The 20,334-nt window shown below is 57.4% G+C and carries 21 protein-coding genes; 13 read left to right on the forward strand and 8 right to left on the reverse strand.

Annotated elements, in window-relative coordinates; all coding sequences use genetic code 11:
* Positions 1-35: 35 nt before the first annotated feature.
* Both BLW69_RS09895 and BLW69_RS09900 read right to left on the reverse strand, forming a co-directional pair.
* Entirely contained in the window at positions 36-662 is a 627-nt protein-coding gene (locus tag BLW69_RS09895; protein ID WP_062455364.1) for a uracil-DNA glycosylase, read from the reverse strand.
* Complete coding sequence (locus BLW69_RS09900) at positions 662-1,546, reverse strand: LysR family transcriptional regulator (protein WP_062455366.1); 885 nt, start codon at positions 1,544-1,546, stop codon at positions 662-664. Before BLW69_RS09900 ends, BLW69_RS09895 begins: the two co-directional genes overlap by 1 nt.
* A 288-nt stretch (positions 1,547-1,834) precedes the next feature.
* Here BLW69_RS09900 and BLW69_RS09905 point away from each other — a divergent pair, with 288 nt between their 5' ends.
* Positions 1,835-2,296: a GNAT family N-acetyltransferase gene (locus tag BLW69_RS09905; RefSeq protein WP_092661704.1), complete on the forward strand. Its 462-nt coding sequence runs from the start codon at positions 1,835-1,837 to the stop codon at positions 2,294-2,296.
* An 82-nt stretch (positions 2,297-2,378) separates the two neighbouring features.
* Here BLW69_RS09905 and BLW69_RS09910 read toward each other — a convergent pair whose 3' ends face one another.
* Positions 2,379-3,173, reverse strand: coding sequence for a helix-turn-helix domain-containing protein (locus BLW69_RS09910; RefSeq protein ID WP_092661706.1), 795 nt, complete (start codon positions 3,171-3,173; stop codon positions 2,379-2,381).
* 17 nt (positions 3,174-3,190) lie between these two features.
* On the opposite strand from BLW69_RS09910, the gene BLW69_RS23185 reads away from it, so the two are divergent.
* Complete coding sequence (locus BLW69_RS23185) at positions 3,191-3,691, forward strand: DUF1330 domain-containing protein (RefSeq protein ID WP_348271844.1); 501 nt, start codon at positions 3,191-3,193, stop codon at positions 3,689-3,691.
* A gap of 134 nt (positions 3,692-3,825) precedes the next feature.
* On the forward strand, positions 3,826-4,383 hold the full coding sequence (locus BLW69_RS09920; RefSeq protein ID WP_244508797.1) for a GNAT family N-acetyltransferase: 558 nt from the start codon (positions 3,826-3,828) through the stop codon (positions 4,381-4,383).
* Positions 4,384-4,584: 201 nt separating this feature from the next.
* Here BLW69_RS09920 and BLW69_RS09925 read toward each other — a convergent pair whose 3' ends face one another.
* Complete coding sequence (locus tag BLW69_RS09925; RefSeq protein ID WP_092661710.1) at positions 4,585-5,226, reverse strand: ATP dependent DNA ligase; 642 nt, start codon at positions 5,224-5,226, stop codon at positions 4,585-4,587.
* Between the two features lie 112 nt (positions 5,227-5,338).
* Here BLW69_RS09925 and BLW69_RS09930 point away from each other — a divergent pair, with 112 nt between their 5' ends.
* The 3 genes from BLW69_RS09930 to BLW69_RS09940 all read left to right on the forward strand — a co-directional run bounded on the left by BLW69_RS09930 (position 5,339) and on the right by BLW69_RS09940 (position 6,179).
* On the forward strand, positions 5,339-5,512 hold the full coding sequence (locus tag BLW69_RS09930; protein ID WP_092661712.1) for a DUF3606 domain-containing protein: 174 nt from the start codon (positions 5,339-5,341) through the stop codon (positions 5,510-5,512).
* Positions 5,509-5,754 (forward strand): hypothetical protein, encoded by a 246-nt coding sequence (locus tag BLW69_RS09935; RefSeq protein WP_092661714.1) that lies wholly within the window; start codon positions 5,509-5,511, stop codon positions 5,752-5,754. The genes BLW69_RS09930 and BLW69_RS09935 overlap by 4 nt, the downstream gene beginning before the upstream one ends.
* Before the next feature lie 89 nt (positions 5,755-5,843).
* On the forward strand, positions 5,844-6,179 hold the full coding sequence (locus tag BLW69_RS09940) for a VOC family protein (RefSeq protein ID WP_092661716.1): 336 nt from the start codon (positions 5,844-5,846) through the stop codon (positions 6,177-6,179).
* A 91-nt stretch (positions 6,180-6,270) separates the two neighbouring features.
* Here the strand turns inward: BLW69_RS09940 and BLW69_RS09945 are convergent, their stop codons facing one another.
* A complete protein-coding gene (locus tag BLW69_RS09945; RefSeq protein ID WP_175487262.1) occupies positions 6,271-7,725 on the reverse strand; it encodes an AlbA family DNA-binding domain-containing protein in 1,455 nt (484 codons plus the stop codon).
* A 513-nt stretch (positions 7,726-8,238) separates the two neighbouring features.
* Here BLW69_RS09945 and BLW69_RS09950 point away from each other — a divergent pair.
* The 3 genes from BLW69_RS09950 to BLW69_RS09960 all read left to right on the forward strand — a co-directional run bounded on the left by BLW69_RS09950 (position 8,239) and on the right by BLW69_RS09960 (position 12,199).
* Positions 8,239-8,661: a hypothetical protein gene (locus BLW69_RS09950; RefSeq protein ID WP_244508798.1), complete on the forward strand. Its 423-nt coding sequence runs from the start codon at positions 8,239-8,241 to the stop codon at positions 8,659-8,661.
* Positions 8,662-8,700: 39 nt separating this feature from the next.
* Complete coding sequence (locus BLW69_RS09955; protein WP_139283834.1) at positions 8,701-10,611, forward strand: AAA family ATPase; 1,911 nt, start codon at positions 8,701-8,703, stop codon at positions 10,609-10,611.
* Positions 10,612-11,032: 421 nt separating this feature from the next.
* Entirely contained in the window at positions 11,033-12,199 is a 1,167-nt protein-coding gene (locus BLW69_RS09960; RefSeq protein ID WP_092661720.1) for a beta family protein, read from the forward strand.
* Here the strand turns inward: BLW69_RS09960 and BLW69_RS09965 are convergent.
* From BLW69_RS09965 to BLW69_RS09975, 3 genes are all read right to left on the reverse strand, one after another.
* The gene (locus BLW69_RS09965; RefSeq protein WP_092661722.1) at positions 12,171-12,797 is read right to left on the reverse strand and encodes a sce7726 family protein; all 627 of its coding nucleotides are present in this window, start codon (positions 12,795-12,797) and stop codon (positions 12,171-12,173) included. The genes BLW69_RS09960 and BLW69_RS09965 overlap by 29 nt on opposite strands.
* A 467-nt stretch (positions 12,798-13,264) precedes the next feature.
* Positions 13,265-14,074, reverse strand: a complete 810-nt coding sequence (locus BLW69_RS09970; RefSeq protein ID WP_092661724.1) for a GIY-YIG nuclease family protein — start codon at positions 14,072-14,074, stop codon at positions 13,265-13,267.
* Between the two features lie 20 nt (positions 14,075-14,094).
* Positions 14,095-15,000: a COG3904 family protein gene (locus BLW69_RS09975; protein WP_092661726.1), complete on the reverse strand. Its 906-nt coding sequence runs from the start codon at positions 14,998-15,000 to the stop codon at positions 14,095-14,097.
* Between the two features lie 127 nt (positions 15,001-15,127).
* Between BLW69_RS09975 and BLW69_RS09980 the strand changes: the two genes are divergently transcribed.
* From BLW69_RS09980 to BLW69_RS22750, 4 genes are all read left to right on the forward strand, one after another.
* Positions 15,128-15,922 carry an NYN domain-containing protein gene (locus BLW69_RS09980; protein ID WP_092661728.1) on the forward strand — a complete coding sequence of 265 codons (795 nt, stop codon included), beginning with the start codon at positions 15,128-15,130 and terminating at the stop codon, positions 15,920-15,922.
* 147 nt (positions 15,923-16,069) lie between these two features.
* Positions 16,070-18,403: a hypothetical protein gene (locus BLW69_RS09985; protein ID WP_244508799.1), complete on the forward strand. Its 2,334-nt coding sequence runs from the start codon at positions 16,070-16,072 to the stop codon at positions 18,401-18,403.
* A gap of 397 nt (positions 18,404-18,800) precedes the next feature.
* Positions 18,801-19,589 carry a thermonuclease family protein gene (locus BLW69_RS09990; protein WP_244508800.1) on the forward strand — a complete coding sequence of 263 codons (789 nt, stop codon included), beginning with the start codon at positions 18,801-18,803 and terminating at the stop codon, positions 19,587-19,589.
* Between the two features lie 156 nt (positions 19,590-19,745).
* Positions 19,746-19,904 (forward strand): hypothetical protein, encoded by a 159-nt coding sequence (locus tag BLW69_RS22750; protein ID WP_175487263.1) that lies wholly within the window; start codon positions 19,746-19,748, stop codon positions 19,902-19,904.
* Positions 19,905-20,334 lie beyond the last annotated feature (430 nt).

Here is a 20,334-nt window from a genome sequence, read left to right on the forward strand (position 1 = left end):
ATACGCGACCACGTCAATCAGTTCCAACGCATAGTTCAGGATGTTTCAATCGACATTTTCGATTGATTGAGGATTGTGGACGACGTTTCGAAGGCCTCATGCAGACGGTGACGCTGCGTTATCGAGGTATTGATCAGCGTCGGGCTCGGATGAGGCGACAGGATCGCCTTGATACCGAAACTCTCGAGCAGTTCCATCGCTGCACTCGCCACCGATCCCGCGAGAATGGCAACCTCGACGTCCGGCAGCAGCGGTAAGAGGCCAGAAAATTTCTCCTTGCCGTCGCGCCGCTCGCTGGCCGTGATCGACTTTCTCGTCGCACGGACCCACGGGACCGCATTCCACAGAACGATGTTATCTCTCGATATCCCGGTCTCAGCCAGCGCCTGTCGCAGGTTCTTCGCCGTGCCGGTCGGGTTATCGATTGAGACGAAGCGGCGGTGGCATTCGACCTCACTTGGCCCGGGTGTCTCGAGGAGGATCAGCAGTCTCGCATGGACGCCGCCATCGAATGGATCGAAGTTCGGCACATCCCTGCCGGATGCAAGCTGAAGGCGGTCTCGGTAGTCATTCAGTGCTCGCGTATGCGGTCTGTCGAGTGCGGCCAACCGCTCGTCGCGACGGTGCTCGTGCCAGAGTGTCTCAGGCCCGCGATAGGTCATCAGACCTGCTCTGATAGCAGCGTCTCAAACGCATCGGCTGCCTTCGAGCGATATCGTTCCTTGTGCCGGATCAGGAAGAACGGACGTGGAAGCGGAGGATGGTTGGCCTCGACCAGCATGTTGCTGTTGAGTTCTGTCTGGGCGGCACTTCGCGAGGTCAGCGTTACCCCCATGCCCGCTTCGACTGCGCCGAGCACAGCCTCATTCCCCGGCAGAACAATCGCAACATCTAAGGCCTGGAGCTTCAGCTTCTCTTTGGCCATCATCGCCTCGAAGGCGAGACGCGTGCCCGACCCGGGTTCGCGCAGCACCCATGTCGCATCTGCAAAATCCGCCTTGCCCAGCTTTTTGCCTTTGGCCCAGGGATGGGTTGGTGAAACGACGATGATCATCTCGTCCGTGGCGATCACGCGTGAAGACAAGGTCGAGCGATCGATCACGCCCTCGGCCAAACCGAGCTCGACCCGCCCGGTCTCGACAGCATCCGCCACCGCCTCCGTATTGCCGATTGAGACATCAATACCGAGACCCGGATAAAACGCATGAAACCTCGCAAGCCGTGACGGCAGCCAATAGGCACCGACGGTCTGGCTGGCCATGACCGACAGATCACCGCGTAACAAACCCGTCAAATCCTTTAGCGCGGTTTCGGCCGCCTTCGCCTCCGCGAGCACCTGAAGCGCGTGTTCGAGAAAGATCGTTCCCGCCTGGTTGAGAACGATCGAGCGTCCGATCCTGTCGAACAGCGCTACTCCATGACGTTCCTCCAGCGCGATAATTGCCGCACTGACGGCCGACTGCGTCATGTGCATCGCCTTGGCGGCTTTGGTGATGTGCTGATGGCGGGCCACTTCGGCGAAAATGCGCAACTGGTCTAGGGTCATGGGATCGCAGTCTTGAATTCGTCCAGTCCAACAATCGAATTTTCCGAATGTTCGTTATGAATTTAAGCGATGCAAGTGATGTTGCACAGTGCTGCTGAATGGCAATCGAGGGGGCATCGGTTCCTGTAATTTTGCCAATTCCCAAGCCAGATGCCCGTCCTAAAAAACACCTAACGGATTACACATAAGTCGGACCCGAGATGACCGCTATTGGCGCAAAGCTGCCGAGGTCGGCTATCAGCCCAGAGCCGCCATTGCGAAATTTTAGGCATTATGCAATCTCCGGGTATGAGCACCGCAAATTTGGACATTCGTGAAGCCACTCACCGCGATCTCCCCGCACTGATAGAACTGTACCAGCATCTCGTTGAGGGGGACGAACAGCCAAGCCTTGAAATGGCTGAGGACGTCTTCGAGCGGTTCAAAGCGTACGAGGGCAGCGCAATCGTGGTGGCCGAAACGGCTGGTATCCTAGTGGCATCTTGCGCAATTGTGGTTGTTCCGAACCTTACGCGTGGCGCAAAGCCATATGGACTTATCGAGAATGTCGTCACTCACCGTGATTTTCGCAAAAGAGGCATCGGCAAACGTGTTCTTCTGCAGGCCGTTGAATTAGCTTGGGCGGCGGGCTGTTACAAAGTCATGCTTATGACTGGCTCAAAAGAGCGCGATGTACTAAATTTTTATCTCGGCGCAGGGTTTGAACAGTCGAAGACTGGGTTCCAGATGCGACGTGTGGCGGTCAGATAAAGAAATAGACAATGACTGCTGTTGGCGCAAAGCTCGCGAACAATATCCCGGTAACACGAGCTCTTAACGCCGCATCTGGACGTCACTTGTTGAGCTGGCATTGCAATGCAGATGTGGTCTGCTCATCGGCTGGCAGAAAAGTTTCTATCACAAGATCGGACACGGCGATGTCAACGGCCGTACCGAAAACGGTCGTCGCGCTAATGAAGGTCAGTTGTCCATACCGACTGTCAAGAATGAGAGGGATTGCAATGGCGGGCACCTCAGGGGTCGACGACGTAGTTCTTCGAAAAGGGACAGGGTAAGACTTCAGTTCTTCAAGAAGCCTCATCAGTCGGTTATCGCCAGTTACATCGATGTCGTGCGAAATCCTGCACAGAACGTGGTCACGCCAGTTATGGAAGTTGACGATGCGCGACGCTAGGCCGCCTGGATGAAACGTTAGCCGCAGAGCGTTGACCTCACCCTCCAGCAGCGATGGGTCAACACCCTCTGTCAGGACGGCGACAGTGCGGTTCCGCGCCAGAATATTCCAGCCGCCGTCCAATGCCAGAGCTGGATGCGGTTGATGTGCGCACAGTATCCGGTCGACCATCTCCCGAATGTGCTTCATGTCAGGAGAAGACAGGGGCCTCTCGGAAAATTCCGGCGCGAGGCCCGACGCTACCAGCATCGCGTTTCGCTCGCGAAGCGGTATTTTCAACGGTTCGGCGAGCCGCAGAATGGTCTCCCGGCTCGGCCGCGAGCGTCCTGACTCGATGAAGCTGAGGTGACGCTGCGAGACGCCAGCATCCAGCGAAAGTTCCAGTTGGCTAAGGCGGCGACGCTTGCGCCACATCCGAAGCAAATCACCAATCGAGGGAGAATGAGCGTCCATATCCAAATGACCTCTCGATGGATCAGTTTGATTACCTCACAGGTAATCGACCCAGCTGTGTCCGTGTCCGATACTCGGCACAGCATCAAAACGGAGATAGTGGGATGACAATACCGAATCTGACAACAGAATCGATTGGAAAAGCGGTTCCGTCCCCTCACGTCAAACCAAAAAGCGGCACGCTGATCGCGCCTTCGATGACCGCCTATGCCGTCGGATTACTCCGCAACGTGCGCCTGAACGATGGGATCGTGGCTTACCTGTGCGGTATAGACGCAACACTGGAACCGTTTGGCGGGCGCTTCATCATCCACGGTGGAAGAAAGGAAGTGCTGGAAGGAGCGCCATCCGGTGACCTGATCGTCATCGGCTTCCCGACTATGGAGGCTGCGCGTTCCTGGTATGCTTCGCCCGCCTATCAGGCGCTGATTGGCTTCAGGACCCAGGGAGCCGAAGGAGATGTCTTCTTGATCCAGGGTGTCGACGAAGCCCACCAGGCAACCGACATCCTGAAGTAGTTGATCGAACCGGCATCGCAAAACGACGAACTCGTATCTAGAGGGAGGTGGCGCTTCCGCGGCATTACTGGATTGGGCCTGTAGTGGGCGTCGGGGAGCTGTCAAAATGATGCGCATGTTGCTAGAGAGACTGGGTGTTTCTAACAGCTAATGTCAAAGATATGTCGAAACTTCCTACATTCACAACCGCTCGTCTCTTGCTCAAGCCGCGTAACCTGGCAGACCTGCCAGCCTGCTTGGCAATGGATCGTGACCCGGAAGTGACGAAGTTCATTCCCGGCCCCTGGTCAGACCCGGAGCGTCATCACGCATTCGTTAGAGAGCGGATCGTCACCGACTTCGGAAATGGCCTCGGTTACTGGTCTGTTTTCCAGCACAATCACCCTGAACTCTTTCTCGGGTGGATTTTGCTTACTCCCACCGACAAGACGAAATCCGAAATTGAAATCGGCTGGAGATTTAATCGAAGTGCATGGGGAAAGGGTTATGCAACTGAAGCCGCCAAGGCCATATTGGGTTACGCGATGGAAACCCTTGATCTCGATGGTGTCGTCGCAAACATTGATCATGAGAACCTCGGATCGATCCAGGTCGCTCTGAAGATCGGCATGACGGATGAAGGCTTACAGGAGGGTGACGGCGACCCGTGCCGCGTCTTCAGAGCATGGCGCAATACCTGCAAGCAGCTTTGAACAAATAAGCTACAAGCGACAACAACGGCCGCTAATGGTGCAAATCTGCCTAAAGTCAGCCGTCGGCCCGAAACGGGCTATCGTTGTCGCTGGCCTCAGATCACAAACGAACTGATATACTGTCCCCTTGGAAAAGGAACGCGAACTGGATGCCGCCGCCGTGGGAGAACCAACCAATGACTGGACCGCGGCGCCGACCGATCAGCCTTCGACTTCATAGACCGCGATTTCGTCGGCGACATCCCTTATGCCTTTGAATGAGGCGTGCCGGAGTTTTCCGTCGCCCGTCCACGCGCGGTATTCAATTTCGGCGGCGATGACAGGCTCGACATAGACGGCCGACTTTGCCTTTACGCGGACGGTTGGTCGTTTCTTCCCTATCGCGTCGAGTTGCACCGTGTCCGATGACACTTTCTTGCCTCCTCGTCCGCCGAGAGATGCCACGAGCAAGTTGAAGTCGCTTTGCCCCTGTTCGTCGAGGATAACGGCCACGCCGTCCAGTATCATCGTCCCCGGGCCGAGCTCCCTAACAGCCTTTGCGATTGTCCGAAAACGGTCGGCCCAGTCGTGTCCGCCGCGCGTCAGGATGCGGACCTTGCCGCCAAGTTCGGCGTGTACAGCGACGCGGTAGCCGTCCCACTTCACCTCGTAGCCCCACGCCGGGCCCTCCGGCGGTTTGCTCGCCAGGAGGGCGAGGCAAGGCTCGATCCGGGACGGCATGGGATCGAGAGGCAGCTGTGGCTGAGCATGATCGCGTAGCTTCTTTCGGCCCCCGCGTAAAGGCGCGTCGGGCTCGATCTTCAGGCTCTGAGGTCTAGGGCGATCCGAGGTTTTCTTTGCCATGACCGCAAGGAAAACATGGAAACGTTAAAGAACGGCCGGCTCGCGCTTCGCCCGTCAAGGAACTTCCCGAATCCGGCAGAGTTATCAGGGAATTCAGACCATGGAGGCTCAGATGGCAACGACAACACGCGGGCGCAATCAAGACAGGGCACGGGTCGCCGCAGGGCAGGACCACGAAGTCGCATATGAGGCGAAGAAAGAGGGCGTGTCCAAGACCGAGGTCAAAGATGCCGTCAAGTCAGCTGGCAACAGCCGTGATAAGGTCGAGGACAAGTTGAAGAAATGAGAGACGGCGATCCAGACAGCCTTGCCCGACGCGAAAAGCCACAGAACGCGATTCTATCGCCTTTGGGGGACGTACAGCGGGCCGAAGTGTCGCTGATGGTAACCAAGAACAGCGGTCTGCGAGCGGAAGCGCAAATCACCAACGGCGGACTTCTGTCGGTCGCGGTGCTCGTTTCTTCCATCTTGCTGTCGACGGCTGTCCTCGTCCATGTCGCTGTGAGCCCCAAGCTTCGTCAGCGGTAGCTAAAGACGACGGGGAACCGAGTCCGCTGCCGACATCAAGCACCGTCCACGGTCAGCCCGGACTCGGCCGGCAACAGGGAGGAAAGGTCATGGCGTTCGAGAGTATTCTGGCAGGGATTGCGGTTGCCGACATGCAGCGGGCCAGGGTCTGGTATTCGGCCTTCTTTGATCGTGAGCCCGACCGCGTTCCCATGGCAACGGACATGGAATGGGATTTCCCAGGAGGATCGACAGTCCAAGTCTTCAAAGACGAGGATAGGGCAGGGAGTTCCAGCGCAACGCTTGTCCCGGACGACCTCGACGCTGAGTTAGCCCGCCTTGCGGAACTGGGACATCAGCCGAAGGAGCGGAGTTCGGGGAAGTTCGAGGTCGCGATCTTCGAGGACATGGATGGCAATCGGCTGGTGTTAGCTGAGCCAGCGTAGGCAGGACTGTTTGCGACGGCGGCCGCAACGTTCCACAGCGTTGGGAGGCCGACTGGATTGAACATCGATTAACGATGTGGCCAAAGGACGTCTATTGCATAGGCAGCGGATTGATTATAACCCCGCGATCCCGAAGTTCATCGAATATGCGGATCACTCGCTCTTTCGTAAAGTAGTCCGGATATCTGTCGGAGAACGGAGCGGCGAGATCGCAAAGGACTTTTGAGAGTGTTCCCATGTAGTCCGCCTCGAGCGCGGTAGTCTCTACGATCGTTTGAAAAGGATACTCATTGCTCGCAACGCCGTTGCCAATGCGATGGAAGTCACCGTGAACGCCATTTAGAAGAGGCCTATTCTGGATACCGAGTGGGTAGGAGAAATAAGCTATTCGGCTTGCCGTTGGTACCATTCTCGAAATAAGGGCGGCGTGCGCGAGAATGCCGTGAGTGCGTATTACGGTCATATTCGTTGTCAGGTAGTTATGGCGAATAGACTTGTTGTTCGGTTCGTCCTCGTCGAAGCTCCGGCAGATTGTGAATACTCCGACTGCGTAGGCCCTCCAATAGTCGAGGTCGTCGAAGAAGACCGTGCGGTCTGGATGGCGGATTCCTTCAATTCCCGTGACTTGATTGCCGTCGATATCCCAATATTTCGCTTTTGGTGAAACCTTCGGATCGGTAAGAGTGATAAAATCGGACCAACCGCGATAGCTGATGGAATGCATCTGCCTGTTTGCAGTTTGCGCAATGGCGAGCAGGTTGGTCAGCGGTACAAGCTCGTTTTGTTGATCGAGTAGTCCGTAACCTTCAACGACATTATTGCTTCTCATTAGACCGATCTGAGCTTTGACGGCTTCTAGGTCGGAGAAGTCGCCATCAAACGTAATCTCGTCCATCTGCTTCACAAAGTCCGCCCTGGTATCATCTGCTAAGGCCTTCATGATTTTCCAGTCGGGCCGCGTTGGTCGAGGAGCGGCGAGCGCCACACCTTCTTTGACTTCGGCCGCGATCAGACGCGCCAGCTCCTGCGTTCGCGCTACCAGACCATCTTCGAGCCTACGCACGTTACGTTGTTCTCGCACCTCCATCACACGGGAGAGAAGTTCCTCCCACTGCTCGGATTCTCTTGGCGGGACGACCTCCGGTTTGATGCTGCGAATGAAGACGCTCTTCTGACCGTTCACGTCGGGTGCAAGCCATGGGACATCGCCATGACGCGGCACATGTACAACGGGGTAAAGGATGCCGTTGTATTCAGTTATTCGGACGCGGCATTCTAGTTCGCCGACATGCCTTCTTAGGAGGACGTGGATCACCTCGGACGAAAACATGTCGAGTGGAAACTCGGGAACGTGGGCAAGCGCCCTTCCCTGATCATCGACACCGAAGTAGAGCCTCCCTCCGCCCGTGTTCGACAGTGCCGAAATGCTTCTGGCAATCTTAGTGGCTTCTGCACCTTTGGAGATGTTCATCCATTCCTTAAACTCAACTGCGCGGGTCTCCCCGCCAGCCAAGTCCTGGATCATCTGTTCAATATCTGTCAGCATTGGCGATTGGTCCTCGCGCCTTACTCGTCCCGCAACAACGCATATTAATACCAATCGAGGTCGAAGTCCGGTGTGCGGTGTCATAGCGCCAAAGCGTGAACAGCTGATGGCCTCTCAGACTTTCCCTACTATGACATAAAGAGCTAGGTCAGAGAAAACACCCTGCTCCACCACCCCAAAGAAAAACGCGGGGGCCCGGTTGACTATTCATGCGCGTTCTATATTTGTTCTTTCCATGAAAACGAGCCGGCTCATACGAATACGTTGAAGATACCGTCGCGATGAACGCGGCGGCGAACAACCATGTTTGCGTATGAGGTTGTCATGGATATGAGCATGCAGGCGTTGCCGAACACGGCCGCCAGGAATCCCGGGTCCACTCGATCATTCTATCCGTCGACGACGATGCGTTGCGAGGGCAACAGGGTGTTCCGCTCACAGGCAGCCCGTGATGTCGGTTGCCTTCTTGATCTTGATCCCTCGGTCGTCTTGTGGAGATGCAGGCCGCCAGCGATGGATGACCTAGATCACTCGCCAGACTTCGAGGTCGTCTATGACGATGGCACCACGGTGCTCGTGGATGCCCACGACCGCCAACTTCCGACTGATGTTGTCAGCCTTGAAGACGCTGCACGCCGCCGCGACGCGACCTACAGGCAGATGTCTCAAGACGATGTCCACGACGGCTCCCGCCTCAAGAACGCCAAGGACCTCCTCAGGTATGGCAACTATGTCGTTCCGCTTGGCGACCGCCTGAGACTACTCGGCGCTCTCGACGCGAACGGTTCGATGTCGATCTTCGAATGCCTCAGCGCTTTCCAGGAGGTGAAACCCGTCGCTGGCCTAGCCTCGCTGATCCTCAACAGATATCTCGAAGTCGATCTCGATGACGCGCCGCTGGGGCCTGAGACGACGGTCAGACGAATAGCGCGGTGATCTGAATCCCGCCGTTCCTGATCACGAGAGAAATTCAAGATGTCGTCCTACACAATCCACAAGCGCAAGCGTCAGACCAACTTCGTCGTTGCCGCGGCGAAATGCGGGGTTCGCAATGCACTGCGGTCATTTTACCGCCGTCCCGATATCGCCTTCGTCGCCGTTCTCCATGTCCCCGAGGGTACGTGTGAGTATTACAAGCGAGCGACCGACGCGCTGATCGCAGACCCCATGCCTGTCGACGAGGACTGCAATGAACTGGTCGTCGTGCTTGCACTGCACGACATCGCGGTCGAGCCTGGCACGTTGTTCAAGCGTTACCGCCACGGGCGGCAGATCGTCCTTTTGACCGAGCGCCTTGAACATATCCCTGCCGCCATGAGGGCCGCTGCCGACGTTGTAAGGGTCGTCGCGCCGCCGACCGCCAAACATTACGAGGTCGCGGCCCGAGAGATCGGGTTGAGGGGGATGACGTCGGAAATCGCAACGCTGATGTCGGCGTTTACGTTCGAAGTCCTCTCGGCGGTCATGATGTCCACCAGACCGCTTTCCACCGCCGTCCGCACCCTGAGACGAGCGGCGACCGAGGAGCAGAAGGCTGCACCACTCCCGACGAAGTCCAGTGGGCCGGGTCTTGAAGTCATGGCGGGATACGGCGACGCTAAGACCTGGGGACTCCAGCTCGCTCAAGACCTGAGGGCGTGGAAGGCTGCGGAAATCGCATGGGAGGACGTTGATCGCGGAATGTTGCTTCATGGCCCGCCCGGAACAGGCAAGACGACTTACGCCAAAGCTTTGGCGAACTCCTGTGGGGTCAGTCTCGTGGTCGCATCAGCGGCGCGGTGGCAGGCGGCCGGTCACCTCGGAGACTTCCTCAAGGCAATGCGCTCGTCTTTTGCCGAGGCGAAGAAGCTCGCTCCGTCCATCCTCTTCGTCGACGAGTTCGATAGCTTTGGAGACAGGGACGCGGGCGGTGACGACAATCGAGATTATCGCCGACAGGCGATTAACGGATTGCTTGAATGCCTAGACCCCGCCGAGGGTCGCGAAGGTGTCGTCGTCGTCGGGGCGACCAACAATCCGACAGGCATTGACCGTGCGCTCCTGAGGGCCGGCCGGCTGGAGACGATCATCGAAATTCCGTTGCCGGACGCAGCCGCCCGACTGGCGATCCTCCAGCATCACCTTCGTGGCAATGTCCAGGGTGACCTCGCGCGATTTGCGTCTGCGACGGTCGGATGGTCCGGCGCGGACATCGAGAAGGTCGCGCGTGATGCCAGGCGATTGTCACGTCTTCGCCGATGCGATGTTACCGTCGATCTGCTTCTGGAGGCTATGCCCGCGAAATATGTCCTCACGGACGAAGAGCTGCGGCACTCGGCGGTCCACGAGGCAGGCCATGCGATCGTAGGCGTGGTGCTGGCGACCGATGTCCTGGAATATGTCTGTATCGCACGAGAGGCGAGGCTCGGGGTCGCAGTGCAGTCCGTCGGGTCTACAGCGTTCGAAAGTCAGAGGGGCAGGGTTAAGACCGTCAATTACTACAACGATAGGCTGGCCATGTTGCTGGGAGGCATCGCGGCGGAGAGGATCGTCTACGGAGCCCATGCGGACGGAGCCGGGGGCGCGATGTCCTCGGACCTCATGCTGGCGAGCGATCTCGCCACCCGGCTCGAGCGGCACTATGGATTCGGGGAGGCGCTGTCCGTCGATTTGGGAAAGGGGGATCGCCCGCTCGAATACCTCAGAGACAGAGACCCCGATCTTCGCCGCCTCGTGGACGTGCGGCTGAGGGCGCAGTTCGAACGCGCATTTGCGCTGCTCTCGAAGCGGCGGACCGAACTCGATCTCCTTGCTGCCCAGTTGTTCGTCAGAGGACATGTCGGCGGCGAAGAGGTGAGGGCGCTCTGCAAGGTAGAGTCTAGGAATACCGCATCCGTCGCCCCATGACGGCTAGCGGGTCAGTGGCCGCCGCCCCGCGGTCGCGAGCGGGGCGGTGGCTTTATTAACTAATTGTTTTTCACGAAATCACGTCAGCTTTACGTTTTATGTTACTCGTTGATATCGTCGAGTCCACGCGAACACATCACAATCGCTACCTCTGTACGCTCTCCGCCACGAACTCTTCGGGGACCTCAGAGCACCGCGCCAGTTAAGTCTTATTGACGTAGTAATCGATGGGCTTGATCTTGCGAACGCAGGCCATCGCTAGCCCAGCCAAAGTCTGCAATTTCGCGACGTAAGATGCGCGGATGGACGGTGATGACAAAACATGGGGATTACTTCGATCAGCGCCTTGATTTGACGGCCTCCAGGCCATCTCGTGTTAGTTGAATTAGAGAACTGATTCGTCCTTGAGGAATGCCTCCGCATGTTCGATCGTGATCTGTATTTTCCTGCTATGAGTACCCGTGTCCACGAGCAGCTCGCCTATTCTAAATGCTCTGCTGACGTAAAGGATCGGATGGTTCCGATCGTGACACTTACTCGATATGGGAAAAGTGAGACCTTGCTCGAAACAGCCGAGGTACTGCTCGCAGACCTCGACGGACGGAACGCAATCGTCGACTTCGATCCAGAGCCGCGCCCCACAACGTCGGCAGAGGAGGCGACGGAGCGGAGAAAGCGAAAAGAGGAAGCGCGGATTGCAAAAGGCGGAAGTCCCGGCAGACCACGGACTGAGAAACAGCTTGCCTTGGACGCGGAAAACAGGCGCCGCACTGACGTCTTCAACAAGCACGTCGAGGGATTGATCGATCCGAACGGCGGAGGGGTGCACTGGGTCGAAATGATCTCGGAACTCCCTGACCTGGTGCCGATCCTGCAGACCGTCCATGGTCAGGTCGAACAACAACTCGATATTCTGCGGCGAAGGGGTACCAGGGGCGCGCTTCGTATCAAGGCACGTGATCCCGGACAGACGAAAGTGTTCTTCGACAATATCGCCCGTATCCGAGACCACGCGGACGCGGTCTTAATCATCGTCGACTTCGAGGACATCCGCGGGCGCGTTAGCACCTCTCTAGAAACGGCAAAGCTATTCTACGCCCAGATGTACGAAGGGTTTGGCGAGGAAGCCGACGTCATCCAGACCGTCTTGCTCTCAAACAGCTTTCCAGGACCGCCGCTGCGCGATGTTTCCAGGAAGCTTCCGATCGAGGACCTGTCCTTCCACCGTGAGGTCGCCAACACCTTCCCGACACGATACGGTGACTATATGTCCATTCCTCCGCGCCGGGGTAGCGGAATTTCCGCCAACGGATGGTTCCCACATGTAGACCTGGTTTCGAGGGAACACTGGCACATCTGCCTCTTCGAAAACAACAGCGACGAAACGAAGTATGTCGATGCGGCAAAGGAACTGCATGGTGGCCTTCTCTGGAGGCAGCGTGCAGATTGCTGGGGGGCACGGGTAATCGAACAGGTCGCCACAGATGGCACTCTTGTGGTCGACGGCAAACGGTTCACAACACCTACTTCGTGGCTGTCGGTACGGGCGAACCAGCACCTCAATCAGTTTGCGGCGAGCAAAAGATAGCGTTCCGGCCGAAAGCGGAAGACCCATAGCGTGAAGCGAAGCGTGCCCGCAGTTTCAGCATCGCCTTGAGATGTTCGCCGATCTGGGCTCTCGAGAGTTCCGCCACCGCATGTTGAACCAGCGTCGCGTAGCCTGCGGACCGCAGCCCCTTGTCGATCGCGTGCCGAGAAAGGAGCGCGACCAGTTCGTCACGCTCCATGGCTTCCGCCAGCGCTTGTTTGTTTCGGGCAGGGTTGAGCCGACCGCGACGAACCAGATGCAGGGACAAAGGCTGATCTGATTTCGATTCCGGAGACAAGATCGACCACCACTCCGGTACCAGCGCTGTCGCCTTTTCGAGGTGACGCCGACCGACGACGAGTGTCATCCTGTCCGCCACCAGTCCGAACATGCCCGCTTGCCGGGACAGTCGATTCAGAGTGTCCCTGTCGCTCTTGATCTCGTAGCCTTCAATCCGGCCGTTGACCACGGCTACATCCATTCGGGAACTTCCGCGAGATACCTTGAGCTCATCGATGATGACCGCGTCTTGGCCAGCGTGAAGCGCTGTTAGCCGCGATCTAACGGCCTCGCGGATAATTCTGTCATCCGTGTTCATGACTTGCCATTTTCTTCAGGGGGCGGATCATTAGCGGAGGGTCCCACTCGGCGATGCCAGGGTCAACATCCGAGCGGTCCCTTATCGGAATCACGCGACTGGTGGCAACCGGAAACTGCGACGATCATCACTTCTTACGGTTAACCGATTGTGTGTTTTGTCTTGGATGTCGGAACTTATTTTGTCGTCAACTACAAGGAATGCTGGCGCGTGCCGATAACCAGATCAACGAGATATACTTTTTATTGCCGGGGCTCGCCCGCATCCATACGCCGCCGCGACACAGGCCGTTCGCAACCTGCGAGATATGGTCGCGAAACCCATCGACGGGACATTCGCGACGAGCACCATGCCATCTTCGCAAGAAGTCAGGTCCGTGAGTGTCGTGCCCTCGCCATCAGCGCCTTCATCACGTTGAGGGCGCGAGGCTGGCACGGAATGATTTGTTGGCGGAAGCGGGCTGATCTTCAGTTAAGGTTCAACCCATGTTTTCTTGAGAGGAGTACGTTTTTCCAAAAACCCTCACGCTTCAACACGATGTCATCCGGAGTGGCCGCTGGACGGTATTCTAAGAGGGTGAACCTGAAAGCCTGCCTGCAATACGACAACGTTGGATCGGCAACGAGGGTTCTGAGTTCCACGTTGCCGCCATGCCCCGACGCTACATAGCTCTTCCACCGAGACCAGATGCCGTGGGTGCCATAAGCGGAGCCGATGTACCTTTTGCCCGTCAGGACATCGGAAATCATATAGATGCCCTTTACGCTCGTCAGCGCCGAAAGCCAGTCTGGGCGAGCATGCCGCACGAGTGTTTCGAGTTCCTCGAAGCTGATATCAATGCTGTCAAATCCTGGAAATACCCTACCGGAGTAGGGCTCTCGGAGAACCTCTTGCACTTCGAATGCATCGTAATGGTTTTCGAACCGTACCCTTGCTCCCCGATCGCCGTAACGTAGTTTGAGCTTGAGCCTGCCGAGGAATGAGATGCCGTCGTCCGTCATCTCGACATCGTACCTGTCGGGCAAACGCTCTCTAATTTTCCAGATGCCGCCAAACAGCCAGATATCCGGCTCGTGGTAGAACCTCATGAGCGAAAAGACGTAGGCGCGATTGAACTCATTCTTCGTAGGGCGATATTCCTGCCAGTTCCGCCACTCGTCGGGGTTACGGGTCCATACGTCCAGCGGGTGGTTCTCGCCGTTATCTCGAGCGAAGTGCAGCTTGAAGGCGGTTGGGTTTTCAATTTTCCAGATGTCACGCAACATGATCGGCGGCATGAAGAAGTCCCTCTAGTTTATCAGCATCCATCCAGCGCCTTGATCCGTGAGATCAGTGTGCGGCCATATGCGTAGATCGTCTGCACGTCCGCGCGACCGCGGCACTGCCGCCCCTGGTTGGTCTTGTATTCGTATGACACCCGAACTGAATCCCTCCCTGACAGCGATGTCCCTGTAAGCTTCAAAGGCACCGACATCGCGCCGTAAAACGCTTTGATCGACTGTTCGTTGAACGGGCCTTTGCCGCGCTTTTCCGGCACTACCAACGCTGCGGCAGTCTCTCCGTCGGCGGCAGACAGTGCGGTGTAGAAGGCGGTGGTTGCTGACATGGGGTCATGCGCTGAGGGTTTGTCCTGTTTCGCCACCTCCGGCGCGCTGACCGAGATCGCCTCATAACCGATCCCGACGGCTGCTGCCGTCTGGGAAGTCAGCCATTCAACGCCTTCAGGGGGCGCAGACGTGATATAGACTACAGCCCTGTCGTTCAGGCCGAGTTGATTGAGATAGGCGCCTACCAGGGCATTGCCCGCCCCGGACTCGGAAGCCTTCCCGTTGACGAGACGATATGCTGCATGGAAACCAAGTTTCGATGTCGCATCCAGTAGCCTTGGTGATCCTGCCAGCCATGTAAGCGCGCAGGCGGAGGCGCATAAAGCATCGGGCGGTACTGCGGTGGCGAAGCCTCTAAGGCGAATAGCTTTCCCGATTTCCAGCCCGGCTTGAAGGTTTCCGCCACCGCTGTTCAGGACGACGATTGCACGGTCGCTGGTGGCGGCAAGTTTGCGGAACGCCACATCGTCCCCTTCGGAGAAGGTGCCGCTAATGGAAATCAGATCAACCCCGTCGGAACCGTTTTCGCGCTGAATGTCCGCTGCCTGCGCCGGGAGCGTGAAGAGAATTGCCGCTATCAGAATATCGTATCGCATCGATCACCCCCGATTGCTTCCGTTTGAGCATCAGGAGGATTTACGCGCAAGCCGGCGGGTGGCAAATCTCCGGCTTGGTGATAGTGTCCGCCCCTAGAAGCCTGAGCAATTGGGGAGATTTCCGGATATGAGCACAGACACTCTGGCCCTTCTGATCGACGGCGACAATGCTTCCCCCAAAATCATCTCGGGCCTCTTGGCAGAAATTGCCAACTACGGGACCGCCAGCGTCAAGCGCATTTACGGAGACTGGACGAAACCGAACCTCAATGGCTGGAAGGAATGCCTTCTCGAGCACTCGATTCAGCCTGTCCAGCAATTCGCCTACACGACGGGCAAGAACGCGACCGATGGTGCGATGATCATCGATGCCATGGACCTGCTCTACACGGGTCGCTTCGCTGGCTTCTGCATCGTCTCCAGCGATAGCGATTTCGCAAGGCTGGCGGCACGTATCCGAGAGCAGGGTATCACCGTCTATGGCTTCGGGGAGCGGAAGACCCCACGGCCTTTTATCACTGCCTGCGACAAGTTTGTCTATGTAGATGTCCTCAACGGGACGTCGGCCGATGCCCAGTCAAATACACAAGAGAAGGCGGCTCCCAAGCCCAAGGCAGCCGTCGATGCTTTGAAGCCCGGAGGGGAAAAGAGCGGCCCATCGCAGGGCGTTGCATCCAGCGGCAAACTGGACCACGCGGCCCTTGAGATACTCCGGAAGGCCGTCGAGGCTTCGGCGGAAGAGGATGGTCGAGCCAGCCTCGCTCGGGTTGGCTCCCTCCTGTCCAAACAGTCGTCCGACTTCGACGCGCGAAATTATGGGTACGCCAGGTTGAGCGATCTAGCGGAGGCCTCCGGAATCCTAGATGTGGAACGCACTGGCGAGCAGAACAAGGTGGTCACGGTGAAGCTGAAACGGCGCTGACCGACTTATAAGACCCACGATCTCAGGGTGTTGTGGCAAGACCCGGAAAACGTTCGACAACCATCAGGCAATCCGGCATGGAGACTGGCGCATTTTATGGGGGCAGACTCGTACGTACCGCCGTGGACAATCTTCGCTGGATTAGGCGTGCTTGAACGGCGTGAACTCTGCAATCTAGTCGCCAACTTCGAAGCCACGACGTTGCTGTCGATGTCGATCGACAGGGTGAGCGACGTCGTCGCCCGCTTCCAGAAAGACGGCCGCGACGGCGAGATGAATGCTTTCGCTCGGCGCTTGAAAGAAGCGGCTGACGAATTGTTCGATTCCGGCATCTCTGAACGGGCGCTGCGTATTCGTCTTTGGGCTAGGATGACCGAAGCCCTCGATCTGGACCCGGTATTTCCGCTGTCTACGAGGAGAGCCAACTCGATCGGCGCAGGTGTCGCGTTCAAAGCGGCGGCCATCCTAGCAGCTCCCGTTGATGACGACACCGAAGGTACGCCAACGGCCTTTCAGAAGGCTTGGCGAACAGTGAAGTCCATCACTGGTCGTCAGCATCAAGATTTCGCCTTCCTCGTCGCCACACAGGCGGAAACCGTCGCCAAGGCCGTAGCTGACGCTGCCGGGTCTGGCGAACTATCTGAGAAACAGCAACGGGAACTCGACGAACGCATCCGCGAACATATTAAAAGCTTGCCGCCCGAACTTCGAGACGAGGCGATGCGTAATGCGTTGGCTTCGGGAGACAAAGCGGCGTTGGCGCTCCTTGCAACAGGGACCACGGCATTCTCGATTGGGGTTGGCGTAAACCTGGCGGGGTTCAGCGCATACATCCTCGCGGCGCAGGCATCTGCCTTAATTCCATTCATGAGCGGACCTGCCGTCGTATCCACGCTGTTCATGCTCGCAAATCCGCTTTTGAGCGTTCCTGCCGTCGTCACCATCGGCTATCTGGCAAACCGACATGTGAACGGCGGACAGGCTGCAAAGCTAGCTGCCATCGTCGCGGTTCAGCTGTCGTTGCGTGGTCTGACGGCCGAACGGAACGGTTTCGCAGTTGTGTTGAATGATTTCAGGCATGCCACAGAGATCGATTTAGGATCACTGTCCGCAGCACTGAGAATGGAGATATTGTCACGCTCCGCGGAAATTGCCCGAACGACGGGTAGACGGTTGCCCACGGCGATGGGTGAACTCAATAGCGGACCCCGGGTGTCGGATCGTAGGGGTGTGCTCCTTGACGGTGTCTTATCGAAACACCGCGGAGACGCGGCGGAAATGGCAGCCGTCGCTGGTCTTACGGCCGACGACATTCTCTACAACGCCGTGTCCATTGATCCTATGGTCCTCGCCGCGGCTGATTTCTCGCGCTCGGAAGACATCGGCGACATCTTCCAGTTCGGAGCGTTTGCGGAGCGTATTAGCTCCATGACCTCGGCCGCCGCCGCTGGAGCGGGAAACAATCTTCGTGGGTATGTTTCCGAGCAGCTGGTTGCCGCTCGCCTGACAGAGGTGGGACACGTAGTCAGCTTTCCCGAGACCTCGAACAATGCGGGCTTCGATCTCCTTGTGGATGGCGTGCCGTTCCAGGTGAAATGCCTGCAGAGCCTGGACGGATTACGAGAACACTTCTCGAAATACCCCGACATGCCCGTCTATGCGAACGCGGAACTGGCCGAGGCAGTCGTGAATAGCGGAGCCGCATGGGCAAAGCTTGTGTTCTACGTCAACGGCTTTGACAGAGAGATCGCCGATCTGATCATGACGACCTCGATGGAGGCAGGCGAAGCTCTCGGGGAATTGAACGTTCCTTACTTCGCCATGGCAGTTTCATCGGCACGTAACCTGCATCGGGTCTGGCGAGGCCGTATGCCCCTGTCGGACCTGCCGTTCTCTGTCGTCATGGATGCCAGCGTAAAAGGCGGGCTTTCGGCGCTCGGGGCCTTGTCGGGGAAAGCCATTGGGCTTCTGGCGTTCGGTCCTGCGGGTGCATTGGTTCTCGGCGGCGTAGGTGGAGTTGGCGCTCTCGTGGGGGCAGGGTGGACCAGTGAGCAGGCCAGCAGATTGCTGTCCTCTGAATGGTTTGCCGATCTCGACGCATCGACTGAGAGTTTCAGAGATGCGGTCCTTCGCACGGTACGAAAGAAGATCGCGATGTTGGAAGCGAAACGGGATCGCGTCCCGAGGAGTACTCCGGAGATCGATGATTGGATCGGCGCGCGGTTCGCCGATGATATCGTATCGCTTGGCGAGGTTGCCTACGATCTTGAATCGGCCATTCCGACACTTAGGCAGCCTGCGAAGGCAAGGGCCTGCCTCGCGGCAATGGATGCCGCCAAGGTCCACCCGTTGGCGGTCGAGGCAGAACTTACTGGACTCCTGGAAACGCTCGGTTCCGAGCCATCCAAGGCCAAGTCCGCCGGAAAGAAGGCCATCCAGGCCTGGGGGACGATTAAAACCAAGATTCCGTTCGGAGCGTGATCGCGATTTTTACGCGAGGTCTCCCTCCGAAACTTGGCTTCGTGGTGAGGAGCGGCGGAGCCGAGACTGGTTGACACCCGCCTTCACCTTTCGACGACCGAGAGGCCTGGCACCGATCTCGTCAAGCACTGCACCAAGCGAACCCGGGCGCGCTTTGCCTCGGTTTGGCTTGGCTTTCTTCGATTTCGACATTTCGCACTCCTACGACCGACCGCTGGGCACCCTGAGCCCGAATGCGATATCCGGCAAGCTTTCCTTGCGTAGTATCCAGTTATCGTCAGGCCTTCGCAGCGTGGCATTCGATGGCAAGCTTAGCCTTGGGCACCCTATAAAATTGTGCAAGCGTGATTTATGCAATCTTATTTACGGAGCGCTATCATCCCAGCATGGGGGAGCCATGCTTAGCGATATCGAGATCACCTACTATCGGAGTCGAATTGACGATGTGCTGCGCGAAGGCCAGCCGACCGAGTGGCAACGGCAATTTCTCGCCGACATCCGAGCGAAGATCGATCGGTACGGAACGAAGACCAAGTTATCCGAAAAACAACTGGTCATGTTGAAGCGGCTGACCAAACTCGAAGGCACGTCAGTCGTCGAGTTTTCTCCACCTCAGCCTCGTCATCGGCACGCTCGCAGGCAGCCACGATCCAACACTTGGCGCGCACCGAGCAGGCGCTGGCGATACAGGGAGATGAAGTGGGCCGTTGTTTTGGCGGTTTTCGTTTTCATGGGCGTGGCTCAACTGTTCACAGGTGGCGGCACCCCGTCGGCGGTAGATACCGAAGTGAAAGCGCCTTCGCCATCATCGTTTCGTTCGCAGGGATTTACTGTCACGGATGGCGACACGATCCGAATGGCTGACGGCACTCCAGTCCGCCTGGTGGGTTTCAATACGCCGGAAAAGTTCGAACCGATGTGCGCTCGTGAGGCTGAACTGGCAAACCGCGCAAGCGATAGGCTCAGGCAACTTGTTGCTTCGGGGAAGAGTGCCGTCACCAAAGTGGCCTGCGCGTGCTCGCCAGGAACCGAGGGGACCAGTAAATGTAACTTCGGCCGAAGCTGTGGAATCTTACGCGTAGACGGGAACGACGTTGCCCAGACCCTTATCGCGGAGGGCCTGGCCGTGTCGTTTCAATGTGGGCGTACACAATGCCCTAAAATGCCACGGCCCTGGTGCAACTGAATACGGGGAGGGGCAGATGTCCGATATTGTGCCGTCCCTTGAAGCCGCGGCGAATACAATCCACGAAATCCCAACCCCGAGGAACGCCGCCGTCTGATACTGGATGGAACCGAGAGCGCGAAATCCGAGCGAGCGCATCTTCTATCGAAGAAAACCGTGTTGCCGCTTGAGCCAGGATTCATGTCGGATATGCCGACACTAGCCGAAATGGCTGGCAAGGAAATTGCTGTCGAGGTGCTGGTGGGGGCGGGGATGCTGATGCTCGCTGGCGAGATAAGGAGGCTGCGCGAGCTGAGCCAAGGTGACTTGAGTTAGCTTGATGGTGCGGTTGTCCAGTCTTGCGCCGACGTTCGACCAGATTGTCTCCCGCTTCGAAGTAAAAAATCCCTCTGGTGACCATGATTAAACACCGTTGACTGGAAATACAGCGACGGTATTGCTTTGTCTAATTGCGTGGAACCAACTGGGGTAGGCGGATGTTGCGTTTGATTGTTGTATTGATACTATCTGTCAATCTCAGCGCGCCAGCTCTGGCCCAGAAATCCGGGCGCATTGGGGCAGTATCGCCTGTCGATGCATCCACTCAGAACGAAGCTGAGAAGGAGCTGAAGGAACTTGATTGCCAGATCACAGCGAATAATCTGGAAATCGATCAACATCAACTCTGGTTGCAGGATAACATCGAGCGCGCCGCTCCATTGCGGGACGCACGGGACGACATCATCGCCAGTCAGGCGACATCATA

This window comes from Rhizobium sp. NFR12 (assembly GCF_900108545.1).
GTDB classification, from domain to species: Bacteria; Pseudomonadota; Alphaproteobacteria; order Rhizobiales; family Rhizobiaceae; genus Neorhizobium; species Neorhizobium soli.

Excerpts from the sequence above, each read along its gene's own strand:
- BLW69_RS09895 (WP_062455364.1), bottom strand. The coding sequence starts at position 662 with ATGACCTATCGCGGGCCTGAGACACTCTGGCACGAGCACCGTCGCGAC.
- BLW69_RS09900 (WP_062455366.1), bottom strand. The coding sequence starts at position 1,546 with ATGACCCTAGACCAGTTGCGCATTTTCGCCGAAGTGGCCCGCCATCAG.
- BLW69_RS09905 (WP_092661704.1), top strand. The coding sequence starts at position 1,835 with ATGAGCACCGCAAATTTGGACATTCGTGAAGCCACTCACCGCGATCTC.
- BLW69_RS09910 (WP_092661706.1), bottom strand. The coding sequence starts at position 3,173 with ATGGACGCTCATTCTCCCTCGATTGGTGATTTGCTTCGGATGTGGCGC.
- BLW69_RS23185 (WP_348271844.1), top strand. The coding sequence starts at position 3,191 with ATGGATCAGTTTGATTACCTCACAGGTAATCGACCCAGCTGTGTCCGT.
- BLW69_RS09925 (WP_092661710.1), bottom strand. The coding sequence starts at position 5,226 with ATGGCAAAGAAAACCTCGGATCGCCCTAGACCTCAGAGCCTGAAGATC.
- BLW69_RS09930 (WP_092661712.1), top strand. The coding sequence starts at position 5,339 with ATGGCAACGACAACACGCGGGCGCAATCAAGACAGGGCACGGGTCGCC.
- BLW69_RS09935 (WP_092661714.1), top strand. The coding sequence starts at position 5,509 with ATGAGAGACGGCGATCCAGACAGCCTTGCCCGACGCGAAAAGCCACAG.
- BLW69_RS09940 (WP_092661716.1), top strand. The coding sequence starts at position 5,844 with ATGGCGTTCGAGAGTATTCTGGCAGGGATTGCGGTTGCCGACATGCAG.
- BLW69_RS09945 (WP_175487262.1), bottom strand. The coding sequence starts at position 7,725 with ATGCTGACAGATATTGAACAGATGATCCAGGACTTGGCTGGCGGGGAG.
- BLW69_RS09950 (WP_244508798.1), top strand. The coding sequence starts at position 8,239 with ATGGATGACCTAGATCACTCGCCAGACTTCGAGGTCGTCTATGACGAT.
- BLW69_RS09955 (WP_139283834.1), top strand. The coding sequence starts at position 8,701 with ATGTCGTCCTACACAATCCACAAGCGCAAGCGTCAGACCAACTTCGTC.
- BLW69_RS09960 (WP_092661720.1), top strand. The coding sequence starts at position 11,033 with ATGTTCGATCGTGATCTGTATTTTCCTGCTATGAGTACCCGTGTCCAC.
- BLW69_RS09965 (WP_092661722.1), bottom strand. The coding sequence starts at position 12,797 with ATGAACACGGATGACAGAATTATCCGCGAGGCCGTTAGATCGCGGCTA.
- BLW69_RS09970 (WP_092661724.1), bottom strand. The coding sequence starts at position 14,074 with ATGCCGCCGATCATGTTGCGTGACATCTGGAAAATTGAAAACCCAACC.
- BLW69_RS09975 (WP_092661726.1), bottom strand. The coding sequence starts at position 15,000 with ATGCGATACGATATTCTGATAGCGGCAATTCTCTTCACGCTCCCGGCG.
- BLW69_RS09980 (WP_092661728.1), top strand. The coding sequence starts at position 15,128 with ATGAGCACAGACACTCTGGCCCTTCTGATCGACGGCGACAATGCTTCC.
- BLW69_RS09990 (WP_244508800.1), top strand. The coding sequence starts at position 18,801 with ATGCTTAGCGATATCGAGATCACCTACTATCGGAGTCGAATTGACGAT.